This window comes from Mesorhizobium sp. EU05-FHT14A09 (assembly GCF_058790995.1).
The window spans coordinates 1,046,206-1,058,197 of record NZ_JBYTDF010000001.1; the positions used below are offsets into that span (position 1 = coordinate 1,046,206).

Below are 11,992 nucleotides of genomic sequence, written 5' to 3' on the forward strand. Positions count from 1 at the left end.
TTTCGAAAAACAGACAGAGGACCGGCCGGATCAGGCGCACCCGAATCTGCTTCGAAGTCCCGTTGAGGTTCTAGAAAACATCCACGCGCTCGAGGAAGGCTTTCGGCTGTCAAATCTCGGATAATTTTGAGTGGCGGGATGAGGGGCCGTCCAGGCAAAGACCCCTGCACCATAGCCCTTAAGGCTCACCCCGTCCTGGCCTGGCGATAGCGCTCCTCGCGCCAATCATTGCTGCGTGATTGCCGAACCAAGGCGATGTGGAGTGTCAGCAGCGCGCCCGCTGTGTTGAAGACGAAGAGGCCGGTGCGCGAAATCGGGTTACGACGGGCGCGCGCTTCGTTTCGGCTCATCTGCTTCAGCGAAGGCAGAAGTTCTATGAATTTGCTGTGGTTCAGCGCATCCATGCTGTTGGCGTCCGACATGTTGATGACCCTAAGGCCGTACTGCGCGATGGTGTCGTGGGTCTCTTTTGTGTCTTCGATCAGAACGTTGCCGACGCGTGGCAAATCTCCTGACAGCCACTGTGAAACCGCCAGGGCCTCGTCATCCGCGGAGATAGCGACCGTAATCGGGGGATTGCGTTTGCCGATCACAGCGAGTTGGGTGGCGAAGACATCGAGGTCGATATCGGGCGACATTAGGAAAACCTCGCCGAGTTTTGGCAGGAAAGCGGATTTGCCTCGTATTGCCGCCTGACGCAGCGTCTCCATGGCAAGCAGATTGCCCATTGAATGCGCGATGATGTTGATGCGACGTATCCCGGATGTGCGGGCCAGGCTGTTCAGCATCTGCTCGAGATAATCACGTGAAAAGGTGGCACTCTCGCGGTCTGTGAGATAGTCGCCAACCGCATCGCGAGATGGCCAGGCGAACGCTACGATCGCGTCCGGGAAACGGCTATCATGTTTCAGCTGCGCCGCCCGGAACACGGCTCTCTCATAGCTGGTCTTGTAGCCATGAACGAAGACCGTGACTTCGCCGGTGCCATTCGCGTCTTGAATGACGTTTCGGTTGAAGCTTGCCTCGTCGAGAGGCGCTGACTTGAGTGCGACAAAGTCGGTCGCAGGGTTCCCCGGCAACTTGCTTGGCCACTCTATCTCGTTCGCAACATGCCTGGCCGGCACTGAAATCGTATAGGATCCATAGGCTAGGCCATAATTGCGCTCATTGGTGAAATCGCGCTTGTCTGCCTCCGAGCGCTTGCGCGTGGTGGCAACCAGGACATTGACGGTAGAGCCGGCCTTAGCCGTGGCGGCAACCGGATGCAGCACGGCGCTCCCGGGGCCGCCAGCACAGGACGTTATGCTTGCGCTCGCTATGACGAGGACGAACCAGCACAAGAAGCGAGAAGTCGAGGATGTCACGCTAGCCTCATCAAACAAACGATCGACATGTCACTTAATGCGCTCATAGAGCGGTGCCGCCTCGGTGATCCTATCCGACACCGGCAGTGTCGTGCGCTCGATGAAGCCTCGATTCGAGGCCATCAAAAAAGCCCCCGCCGCGTGGCAGGGGCTGATTTTTGCCTGAGATGGAAAATTATGGGTGCCTATGCAGCAGCCCCATCAAACATTGCGACTCAGCTGCACCCGCTGGTGGCGCCGCAGGTGTCGCACTTCTCGCAGGTGCCGTTGCGCACCATCGTGAAGTTCTGGCACTCCGAGCAGCTGTTGCCGGTGTAACCCTGCAGCAGCGACTTGGCGCGGCGGTCGGCGGCTAGCTTCTTGGCCTCGGCGACTTCCTGTGCGGCCGCGTCGGTGAACAGTGCCGAAGTCGCGGTTTCTTCCACCTCTTCGAAGGCGATGTCCTCGGCCAGTTCCTTGGCGCGCTCCTCATAATCGCGCTTGTAGGCGAGCGCGTCTTCGGCGCTCGGCTTCAGCGCCAGCACGTTGGAGCCGGCGAAGGCGGTCGACGCCGGGCGGGCAGGGGCGGCCGGTGCCGGGCTGCCACCGAAACCCTTCGGCTCGGCGCCGAGGTTCGACACCAACTTCACCGGCGAGGCGCCGCGATAGAGACCCTTGGAGAAAGGCGTCGTCTTGCCTTCGGTGATGCCTTTGCCGAGCGAAGTCTTGTCGAGGTCCGACTGATCGACATGGGCGAGGTCGTGGCGTGACAGGTATGAAACAGCCAGTTCGCGGAACACGTAGTCGAGGATCGAGGTGGCATTCTTGATGGCGTCGTTGCCGACGACCATGCCGGCCGGCTCGAACTTGGTGAAGGTGAAGGCCTCGACATACTCGTCCAGCGGCACGCCGTACTGGAGACCCAGCGAGATGGCGATGGCGAAGTTGTTCATCATGGCGCGGAAGGCAGCGCCTTCCTTGTGCATGTCGATGAAGATCTCGCCGAGACGGCCGTCATCGAATTCGCCGGTGCGCAGGTAGACCTTGTGGCCACCGACGATCGCTTTCTGGGTGTAGCCCTTGCGACGGTTCGGCAGCTTCTCGCGGTCGCGGTAGAGGCGTTCCACGACGCGCTCGACAATCTTTTCCGTCACCTGCACGGCCTTGGCGGCGGCGGGTGCTGCGATCAGCGCCTCGATGGCATCGTCTTCGTCCTCGTCGTCATCGGCGATGAGCGAGGCGTTGAGCGGCTGCGACAGCTTCGAGCCGTCTCGGTAGAGCGCATTGGCCTTCAGCGCCAGCTTCCACGACAGCATGTAGGCGCTCTTGGCGTCTTCGACCGTCGCTTCGTTCGGCATGTTGATGGTCTTGGAGATAGCACCCGAGATGAACGGCTGCGCGGCGGCCATCATGTGGATGTGGCTTTCCACCGACAGGTAGCGCTTGCCGATCTTGCCGCACGGGTTGGCGCAATCGAACACCGCATAGTGCTCGACCTTCAGGAACGGCGCGCCTTCCAGCGTCATCGCACCGCAGACATGGACGTTGGCGGCTTCGATCTCTTTCCTGGAGAAGCCCAGTGCCGGCAGCATTTCGAAGGAGAAATCGCCGAGCTGCTCGTCGGTGAAGCCGAAGGTCTCCTTCACCCAGTCGGCGCCGAGCGTCCACTGGTTGAAGACGAACTTGATGTCGAAGGCGCTCTTGAGGGCCGCATTCAGCGCCTCGATCTTATCGTCGGTGAAGCCCTTGGCCTTCAGCGACGACGGATTGATGCCCGGCGCCTGGTTGAGGTTGCCATGGCCGACGGCATAGGCCTCGATCTCGGCGATCTGGTTTTCGGCATAGCCGAGCGTGCGCAGCGCTTCCGGAACGGCGCGGTTGATAATCTTGAAATAACCGCCGCCGGCCAGCTTCTTGAACTTCACCAGCGCGAAATCGGGTTCGATGCCGGTGGTGTCGCAATCCATCACCAGGCCGATCGTGCCGGTCGGTGCGATCACGGTCGCCTGCGCGTTGCGGTAGCCGTGCTCTTCGCCGAGTTCGATGGCGCGATCCCAGGCAGCCTTGGCATGCTGGCCGAGTTCGGCCTGAGTCAGGTCGGCATGGACGAGCGGAACCGGATTGACGGCCAGCTTCTCGTAACCGTCCTTGTCGCCATAGGCGGCACGGCGATGGTTGCGCATGACGCGCAGCATGTTGACGGCGTTGCGGTCATAGTCCGGGAAGGCGCCGAGTTCGGCGGCCATTTCGGCCGAGGTGGCGTAGGCGACGCCGGTCATGATCGCCGTCAGTGCTGCGCAGATGGCGCGGCCTTCCGCCGAGTCGTAAGGAATGCCGGACGTCATCAGCAGGCCGCCGATGTTGGCGTAGCCGAGGCCGAGCGTGCGGTAGTCATAGGAGAGCTTGGCGATCTCCTTGGACGGGAACTGCGCCATCATCACCGAGATTTCGAGCACGATGGTCCACAGGCGAGCGGTGTGCTCGTAGGCTGCGATGTCGATCGCGCCGTTGTTCTGGCGGTAGGGCAGAAGGTTGATCGAGGCGAGATTGCAGGCCGTGTCGTCGAGGAACATGTATTCCGAGCACGGGTTCGAAGCGCGGATGGCACCGGCCGACGCACAGGTGTGCCAGTCGTTCATCGTGGTGTTGAAATGCAGGCCCGGATCAGCCGAAGCCCAGGCGGCGTAGCCGATCTTTTCCCACAGATCCCGCGCCTTCAGCGTCTTCAGGACCTTGCCGTCCTTGCGGGCGGTCAGGTGCCAGTCGCCATCGGCTTCGACGGAGCGCAGGAAGTCGTCCTTCAAAGAGACCGAGTTGTTCGAATTCTGGCCGGAGACGGTGAGATAAGCTTCCGAATCCCAGTCGGTGTCGTAGGTCTTGAAATCGAGCGCGGTGTAGCCCTGGCGCGCAAACTGGATGACGCGCTGGACGTAGTTCTCCGGCACGGCGTTCTTCTTGGCGGCCTTGATCTCGCGCTTCAGCGCGGTGTTGATGGCCGGGTCGAAGCAGTCGTCATCCTGGCCTTCGCAGTTGACGCAGGCCTTCATGATGGCGTCGAGGTGCTTCTTGACGATCTTGGAGCCGGCGACCAGCGAGGCGACCTTCTGCTCTTCCTTCACCTTCCAGTCGATGAAGGCTTCGATGTCGGGGTGGTCGGCGTCGACGATGACCATCTTGGCGGCGCGCCGCGTCGTGCCGCCCGACTTGATTGCGCCCGCTGCGCGGTCGCCGATCTTCAGGAAGCTCATCAGGCCGGACGACTTGCCGCCGCCGGACAGCTTTTCGCCTTCGCCACGCAGATAGGAGAAGTTCGAGCCGGTGCCGGAGCCGTATTTGAACAGGCGTGCCTCACGCACCCACAGGTCCATGATGCCGCCTTCATTGACGAGGTCGTCGCCAACCGACTGGATGAAGCAGGCATGCGGCTGCGGGTGTTCGTAGGCGGACTTCGACTTGGTCAGCTTGCCGGTGAACGGGTCGACATAATAGTGGCCCTGGCCGGGGCCATCGATGCCATAGGCCCAGTGCAGGCCGGTGTTGAACCACTGCGGCGAATTGGGCGCAACGCGCTGGGTGGCGAGCATATAGGCGAGTTCGTCACGGAAAGCGGCTGCGTCTTCCTCGGACGCGAAATAGCCGCCCTTCCAGCCCCAGTAGGTCCAGGTGCCGGCAAGACGGTCGAAAACCTGACGGGCATCGCGCTCGGAACCATAGCGCTCGTTTTCGGGCAGTTTGGCCAGCTCGGCTTCGTCAGCGACTGAACGCCAGAGGAAAGAGGGGACGTCGTTTTCCTCGACCTTCTTCAGGCGCGCCGGAACGCCGGCCTTGCGGAAGTACTTCTGTGCCAGGATGTCGGCTGCGACCTGCGAGAACTGCGCGGGCACGTCGATGTTGTCGAGGCGGAACACCACGGAACCATCCGGATTCTTGATCTCGGAAAGTGCTTTGCGGAATTCGATCTCCGCATAAGCCGATTGTCCTGGCTTGGTGAAACGCCGCTCAATGCGCATCGTTGTGGTTCCTTCTTATCTATATATAGCGCTTTTTGCGGGTGTTTGCCCGATCCCTTTCCAAAAAGCGCACGCCCCAGCTTTCCGGCTGCCTCGCAACAACCGGTGTTCCTTGCCGCGCCCTGTCGCCGCCCTGCTTCATTCCGCTTCTTGCGAAGCCTCGTTCAGCTTGTCGGCAGACCCGCGCGGGTCTCTTTGATCTGAAAAATTTCGATTCCCTCATCGGAGGGTTCTTCACATTATCTAGGGCCGAGACTGCCTGCAAACACTAAATATAGTGTTAACAGGTCATTTATTCCAGCCGTAAAAGTCTCCTCTTCGGTGTTTCGCGCCCGACAAATGCCACGCCTCCGCCGGCCTAGTGGTTAAGGCGGAAAACGGGCGAAAACGCACAAATTCCTGGGAAAAAGACCGGGCTCGAAACTTTCCGGTCGCGCCCGAAACGCGAGCACATGACCTATAAAAGTCGACTCGCCCCGGGGCGTCAAGAGTTCGTTTTTGTAGATTTTGTGACCCCAACATATTGTGTGTCACATATGTGGATAATGGGGAGAAAGCTCTCCCGGCAAAATGATCGTCGGCATCAGGAATTTCTACGCGACGGCTTGCTTGTTTGGCTCGCACGCGTAAAAGAGGCGCGGGGGAATATGGCTGAGAGGGAACAGCCGTCACGCGACTGGGGTGACAGTTGAAGGCCTATTTCGTCCGCAAGTCTGGCGACCGCGAGGTCGTTGGGCTGTTTGTTGCGCCATCACTCATATTGCTCGCTGCGCTGGTCGACGAATGCTGCGACCCGTCGATCTGCGACTATGCGCTCGCGCCGATGGGCGGCCTGCTGGTCCCGGGCGCGACGCAGACACAATGGCCGTTGAACGAGGACGACTCGGAATGCGGTTTCGAGCATGTCGCCCTGTCCCAGCAGTGGGATGACGAATTGCGCGAAGGCGGCGAACTCGAATGGAAGCCGCTGAAGGCAGCGGCCCTCAAGATGCTGCGCGAATGGTCCGGCACCACAGCCTCGTCAGGCGGTGGTTCCCAGAAGCGCTCGGCACCCCTCGGCGAAACCGCCTGATCCCATCGCGAAAGGCAACCGTTCCGCACAGGGCGGGCAGGCTGAAGTCAGCCTTGCCGCGGTTCAGGCTGCGAAGCGCTTCGGGTTCTCGCCGAAGTGAGCGATGATCAGGCCGAGATCCGGCTCATTGACCATGCGGGCTGCCTGGGTCGGTGTCACCCATTTGCGCTCGCGTTCATGCCGCTCCTTCCACTTGGTGGCGACATCGACGACCTTGAGTGGAAAGACAAGCACCTCGCAAGGCACCTGCTGTCCGGTTGACAGGGCTTTGGCGTAGAAATAACGGCCGACTTCGAGGGTCGATATGGTGCCTGTCAGGCCGGCTTCCTCACCGGCCTCGCGCGCCGCGGCCTCACACAAGGGTTCGCGCGCTTCCGGCCAGCCTTTGGGCAGGACCCAGCGGCCGGTGTCACGGCTGGTGATGAGCATCACTTCGACGGAGCGATGGTGCCGGCGCCAGGGCAATGCGGCGACCTGCAGGCGCAACGGAACCGTGCCGAAAAGTTTTCTCACCCTTTCAGCCAGACTGGCGTTCGCTAGAGGTCCGTTCAACATTCGAAAGCCGCCGCCAAGAAACCGAAACTTCTTTGCCGTCTCACGAAATATGGGCGCTATTTTGCGAAACAAAAGTAAAAACCGCACATAACTCCCCGAAAACAGGGGTAAGGACGGAAAAAATTGTGAAAGGTCGGGCACAAAACAGTGCAAAGCCGCCTTGCGGGGGCCTTGCAGCAAATGATCGGCGCGCAATCGCAGGTCTGATTCGGGTGCCGGGCATCCGAAACAGAACGAAAGTGAGAACGAAAACCTGACCGGTTCTAGCCGGCGTGGTCGTCGGCGATCGGCTTCTGGTAGGTGAAACCCATATCCCAGGGGAAGTAGATCCAGGTGTCCTGGCTGACTTCGGTCACGAAAGTGTCGACCAGCGGGCGGCCTTTCGGCTTGGCATAGACGGTGGCGAAATGCGCCTTTGGCATCATCGCGCGAACGATGCCGGCGGTTTTGCCGGTGTCGGTGAGGTCGTCGATGATCAGGACGCCTGCGCCTTCTTCGACGAGCAAAGATGGTTCGACCTGTTTCAGCACCTGAAGCTGACCTTGCGACGTGTAGTCGTGATAGGAGGCGATACACACCGTCTCGATGATCCGAATGCCGAGCTCACGCGAGATGATAGCCGCTGGCACCAGGCCGCCGCGGGTGATGCATACGATTGCCTTCCATTGCCCGTTCACGCCGGATAGCCGCCAGGCGAGCGCACGCGCGTCGCGGTGGAACTGATCCCAGGAAACTGGAAAGGCCTTTTCGGGAAGGGACATCGCGCACTCCGCAGGCGCGCCGGTCGCGCGCAGGATTTGAGGAATGCGGGCGGAATTAGCCGGAAAGCCGCGCCCTTGGCAAGAGGCGTGCGGTTTGTACGATGGTCGGGTGCCAGGATATCCACGGCGATGACACGAGCACGCCGGCCAATGTGCCGAAGCGCCGGTACTGAAGTGTCGCAAGATGCGATTTGACGACTGTCCGGAAGGCGATCGTCACCGCGACAGGAAAGCTGTCACCGGCGAGGAGCGCAGCACGGTCCTCGTCACGCCGCCATAGAGCAGCCGGTGCAGCCAGGAATGGCTGTAGGCTCCGATGACGATCAGATCCGCCCCGGTTTCGACAAGCCGGTTCTGAACGGCATCCTCGACGGTGCCACCCTTTGTTTGCCGTGTCGCAACGCTCGCCTTTACGCCGTGACGGCTCAGGGCTGCTGCAATTCCGGCACCGCCGAGGCCTTCCTCGTCGCTGTCCTCGCCAGGGTCGACCACGAAGATCTCGACCTTTTCGGCTTCGATCATGAAGGGCAGGGCGTCGAAGGCGGCGCGCGCAGCCTCGCGGCTGCCGTTCCAGGCCAGCATCACATGGCGGAAGCTGGCAGCGATGGGGCCGGTGTGGGGAACCACAAGCACCGGTCGGCCGGCATCGTAGACGAGCGAACCGATATCGGCATTGGTGTCGCTGTCGGCATCGCGCTGTGCCGCGACCACAATGTCCGCGGTGCGCACGCTGGCGAGGCTGGAAAGCGCGCTGTCGCCCGAAAATGTCTCTTCGGCACGCCATTCGAAGGACAGGCCGGACGGCTGCAATTTCTTCTGGAAGACGGTACGCAGTTTCGCCGATCGTTCCTTGTTGAGATCGGCCGAGACCTGCATGAATTCGGTGTCCGGGAAGCCGGTGGCCGAAGTGTATGGCATCGGCAGCGCTTCGGCATGGACGCCGATGACATGTGCCTTGAAGCGGGAGGCCAGCGCCACCGCGCCGTCCAGAACGCGCTCCGCATCCTGTTCGCTTTGTACGATGGCGACGATGGTCTTGAACGACATGGGAAACCTCCTGCGCTTTCCGTCCACTGCCGGGCCCACACCGGACATTTCAGCACTGGCTCAGATATCACCAGAACGTCGAGGATATAGGACAGGTTCCCGGTCGGCCAGCGGGCTCAGCCTTCCTGGGCCAGTCCCGCCACCATGGCTTCGATTTCGGCCCGCACCGTCTCCAGCACCTCCGGCGAACGGGCGCGCACCACCAGTTCCGTCCAGAACGTGCCGTCGGCATATTTCGGATAGGAGCCGATGATGGTGTCGGGATGCGCTTTCTGGATTTCACCGAGCGGGCCGCCGATGCGGCCCTCGCCATAGGGACACTGCACCGTGGCCGAAAGCAGCTTGGTTCCGGTCCTCAGCGTCGGCACGACATTGTCCAGCATTGCCTGGAAGATCGACGGCACCCCGGCCATGACATGGACATTGCCGATGCGGAAACCCGGCGCGACCGAAACAGGGTTGTCGATGTGTTCGGCGCCGCGCGGCATGCGCGCCATGCGCTTGCGCGCCTCGTTGAATTCGATGCCGCGCTTCTCGTAACTCTCCGCAAGCATGGCGAGCGCCCTGGCGTCATATTCGCAAGGCACGCCAAATGCTTTGGCGATGGAATCGGCGGTGATGTCGTCATGGGTCGGGCCAATGCCGCCGGTGGTGAAGACATAGGTGTAGCGGGCACGCAGCGCGTTGACCGCCGTGACGATCTCGTCCTCCTCGTCGGGCACGACGCGGACTTCCTTGAGATCGATGCCGATCGCCGTCATCATATCGGCAAGGTGGCCGATGTTTTTGTCCTTGGTGCGCCCCGACAGGATCTCGTCGCCGATGACGATCATGGCGGCTGTTACAATGTCTGGCATGGCGCACTCCGGATTGGGTCGCTGTCGAATAGCGCGGCGGCCGGACGCGGGCAATGCTCCTGAAACGGTGAACAGTGCGTGTCAGATTTGGCGGCTTCCGGTGAACGGTCCGAACACTAGATTGCGTCGCAACGGAACGAGGGCGTTCCTGCGATCCAATCATTCGGAGATACGGCATGGCAAAGGTATTGGTGCTTTACTATTCGAGCTGGGGCCATATGGAGCAGATGGCGAAGGCCGCTGCCGAAGGTGCGCGGGAAGCCGGCGCCGACGTGACCATCAAGCGGGTGCCCGAACTGGTACCGGAAGCTGTCGCCAAGGCGGCTTACTACAAGCTCGACCAGGAAGCGCCGATCGCCGATCCGCTCGAACTGGAAAATTACGATGCCATCATCCTGGGCACCGCCACGCGTTACGGCGCCATGGCTGCCCAGATGAAGAACTTTCTCGACCAGACCGGTCCGTTGTGGGCCAAGGGTGCGCTGCTCAACAAGGTTGGATCGGTGATGGTTTCGACCGCGACCCAGCATGGTGGCGCGGAACTGGCGCTGATCAATGCCCAGGTGCTGATGCAGCATCACGGCATGATCATCGTGCCGCTTTCCTATGCGTATCAGGGCCAGATGGGCAATGATGTCGTGCGCGGCGGCGCCCCTTACGGCATGACCACCACAGCGGATGGCGACGGCTCGCGCCAGCCTTCGGCGCAGGAACTGGAAGGCGCGCGTTTCCAGGGCAAGCGCGTGGCCGAAATCACTGCCAAGCTGCACGGCTGAGCGTCTCACGGCTGGCATTTGGCAGGCGGGCGGCTCACAAGGGCCGCCCGCTTTGCGTGAAAGGGGCCGGTTTCATCACGGCCGATGATATTTCCGTGAGGCTGGAACGCCGTTTCTCCCGACGCATTTCCTTCCCGCGGATCGGGAACTTCCGGCGAGCACAGCTAATCGCGACAGGTGGAACCAGACGGTCCAGCAGCGGAACGGGCTGCGGAGCGGACGTTGCTTGTTCTCAATTCAAGAGGAACAACCATGTCTTCCTTCTCATCAAGACTGCTTCTCGTCGCCTCCGTCGTCGCAGTCATTCCGATCGCGGGCGGCGCATTTGCAGCCGAACACCGGCATGCGCGCGGCGCGGCTCACGACGCCGCAATATCGAGTTCCGACAGCAGCATGGCGCGGACGATCTACAACCAGGCAGATGGCGTCGGACAAGGTATCCGCGATGCCGAGCGGCTCAACCTGATCGACGCCTCGAAGGCACGTGAGCTGGCATCGGATGTGCGTCAGATCCGCGCCGAGGCCGCGCGTGGCGACGGTTCGAGGCAATTGCTTGCCCGCCTCGATGACGTCTCGCAAAGCCTTCGCGCCGCGACCGGCGAAGCAACGCCCAACGGCAATGGCGGCGACGGTGGATATTATCCGGACGGATACAGCTCAAGCTTCCCGCGATAGGCGCATCGCCGGGTCTTTCTGAAGACATCGCTGTCAGCAGCGAAGAATATGCCGGCTTCGTGGGCATGACCCGTGGGGCCGGCATGATTTTGTCCGGAGCGTTGGTTAGCCGCCATCGGTAATATTTGTGTGAGTGCGGAACGCTGGTGTGCCTGAGGCATTGAATGCTGGCGGATCGGGAACTTCCGGCGGCAATCGCGACAGGTGGAACTTGACGATCCGGCAGCGGCACCGTTCGTCGAACGACGGTGCAGTGCATTCCAAGGAACAATCATGTCTTCTTCCAGGACTTTTCTTATCGCGACGATCGTCGCTTTGGTCCCGATCGCCAACGGCGCGCTGGCGGCAGAGCGCCCCGCAGCCCCGAACGACATCACGGCGCGGGCAATCTACAACCAGGCAGAAGGTGTCAGTCAGGGCGCCCGCAGCGCCGCCAGGCTGAAATTCGTCGATGCGGCCAAGGCACGAGAACTGGAGGCCGAGGCGCTGAGCGTTCGCAACGAGGCGGCACGCGGCAACGGTTCACGTGAGTTGCTTGCACGGCTCGACGACATCTCGCAGCGCCTGCGCAATGCAAGTGGTGAAGGCCAGTTGTTCGGCAATGGCGATGATGGCGGCTATTATCCTGCCGGCTACGAAGCCAATTTCCCACGCTAGCAGCCAGAGCCGACGGTATTTTCTCAAAAAGGCAGTCCGAAATACGGCATTTGCCGTATGCCACGACCGCATTTCCCCCGCTATTCTGATGCGGTGTGGTCTGGTTCCTGGGCAGGGCTTTACGGACCAGCGGGAAATCCGGGCTGGCAACAGCTCGGATTTCTGCATTTTCTCCGAGCTTGCACTGGCGCGAGAAGGGCGAATTGTTCCCCGCCGCAGTTCCATTCCAACGCACTGAT

At 61.3% G+C, this 11,992-nt stretch carries 10 protein-coding genes; 4 read left to right on the top strand and 6 right to left on the bottom strand.

Translation table 11 applies throughout. From position 1 onward, the window contains the following. Positions 1-185: 185 nt before the first annotated feature. Positions 186-1,271, bottom strand: a complete 1,086-nt coding sequence (locus AC3WTO_RS04835; RefSeq protein ID WP_492459543.1) for an alpha/beta hydrolase — start codon at positions 1,269-1,271, stop codon at positions 186-188. Positions 1,272-1,579: 308 nt separating this feature from the next. After that, on the bottom strand, positions 1,580-5,353 hold the full coding sequence (locus tag AC3WTO_RS04840; RefSeq protein WP_492459544.1) for a vitamin B12-dependent ribonucleotide reductase: 3,774 nt from the start codon (positions 5,351-5,353) through the stop codon (positions 1,580-1,582). Positions 5,354-6,041: 688 nt separating this feature from the next. Here AC3WTO_RS04840 and AC3WTO_RS04845 point away from each other — a divergent pair. Further along, a complete protein-coding gene (locus AC3WTO_RS04845) occupies positions 6,042-6,425 on the top strand; it encodes a hypothetical protein (protein WP_492459545.1) in 384 nt (127 codons plus the stop codon). A 63-nt stretch (positions 6,426-6,488) separates the two neighbouring features. Here the strand turns inward: AC3WTO_RS04845 and AC3WTO_RS04850 are convergent, their stop codons facing one another. From AC3WTO_RS04850 to AC3WTO_RS04865, 4 genes are all read right to left on the bottom strand, one after another. Beyond that, positions 6,489-6,980, bottom strand: a complete 492-nt coding sequence (locus tag AC3WTO_RS04850) for an NUDIX hydrolase (RefSeq protein ID WP_492459546.1) — start codon at positions 6,978-6,980, stop codon at positions 6,489-6,491. Between the two features lie 263 nt (positions 6,981-7,243). Next, complete coding sequence (gpt, locus tag AC3WTO_RS04855; protein WP_492459547.1) at positions 7,244-7,741, bottom strand: xanthine phosphoribosyltransferase; 498 nt, start codon at positions 7,739-7,741, stop codon at positions 7,244-7,246. A 216-nt stretch (positions 7,742-7,957) separates the two neighbouring features. Then, complete coding sequence (locus tag AC3WTO_RS04860) at positions 7,958-8,788, bottom strand: universal stress protein (protein ID WP_492459548.1); 831 nt, start codon at positions 8,786-8,788, stop codon at positions 7,958-7,960. A gap of 116 nt (positions 8,789-8,904) precedes the next feature. Beyond that, the gene (locus AC3WTO_RS04865; RefSeq protein ID WP_492459549.1) at positions 8,905-9,645 is read right to left on the bottom strand and encodes a competence/damage-inducible protein A; all 741 of its coding nucleotides are present in this window, start codon (positions 9,643-9,645) and stop codon (positions 8,905-8,907) included. 176 nt (positions 9,646-9,821) lie between these two features. On the opposite strand from AC3WTO_RS04865, the gene wrbA reads away from it, so the two are divergent. The 3 genes from wrbA to AC3WTO_RS04880 all read left to right on the top strand — a co-directional run bounded on the left by wrbA (position 9,822) and on the right by AC3WTO_RS04880 (position 11,753). Beyond that, a complete protein-coding gene (gene wrbA, locus AC3WTO_RS04870; RefSeq protein WP_492459550.1) occupies positions 9,822-10,421 on the top strand; it encodes an NAD(P)H:quinone oxidoreductase type IV in 600 nt (199 codons plus the stop codon). Positions 10,422-10,673: 252 nt separating this feature from the next. Further along, the gene (locus AC3WTO_RS04875; RefSeq protein WP_492459551.1) at positions 10,674-11,096 is read left to right on the top strand and encodes a hypothetical protein; all 423 of its coding nucleotides are present in this window, start codon (positions 10,674-10,676) and stop codon (positions 11,094-11,096) included. Between the two features lie 273 nt (positions 11,097-11,369). Beyond that, positions 11,370-11,753, top strand: coding sequence for a hypothetical protein (locus AC3WTO_RS04880; protein ID WP_492459552.1), 384 nt, complete (start codon positions 11,370-11,372; stop codon positions 11,751-11,753). The last annotated feature ends 239 nt before the right edge of the window (positions 11,754-11,992 follow it).

Coding starts and splice junctions, on each gene's coding strand:
- AC3WTO_RS04875 (WP_492459551.1), top strand. CDS start 10,674: ATGTCTTCCTTCTCATCAAGACTGCTTCTCGTCGCCTCCGTCGTCGCA.
- AC3WTO_RS04850 (WP_492459546.1), bottom strand. CDS start 6,980: ATGTTGAACGGACCTCTAGCGAACGCCAGTCTGGCTGAAAGGGTGAGA.
- gpt (WP_492459547.1), bottom strand. CDS start 7,741: ATGTCCCTTCCCGAAAAGGCCTTTCCAGTTTCCTGGGATCAGTTCCAC.
- AC3WTO_RS04880 (WP_492459552.1), top strand. CDS start 11,370: ATGTCTTCTTCCAGGACTTTTCTTATCGCGACGATCGTCGCTTTGGTC.
- AC3WTO_RS04865 (WP_492459549.1), bottom strand. CDS start 9,645: ATGCCAGACATTGTAACAGCCGCCATGATCGTCATCGGCGACGAGATC.
- AC3WTO_RS04840 (WP_492459544.1), bottom strand. CDS start 5,353: ATGCGCATTGAGCGGCGTTTCACCAAGCCAGGACAATCGGCTTATGCG.
- AC3WTO_RS04860 (WP_492459548.1), bottom strand. CDS start 8,788: ATGTCGTTCAAGACCATCGTCGCCATCGTACAAAGCGAACAGGATGCG.
- wrbA (WP_492459550.1), top strand. CDS start 9,822: ATGGCAAAGGTATTGGTGCTTTACTATTCGAGCTGGGGCCATATGGAG.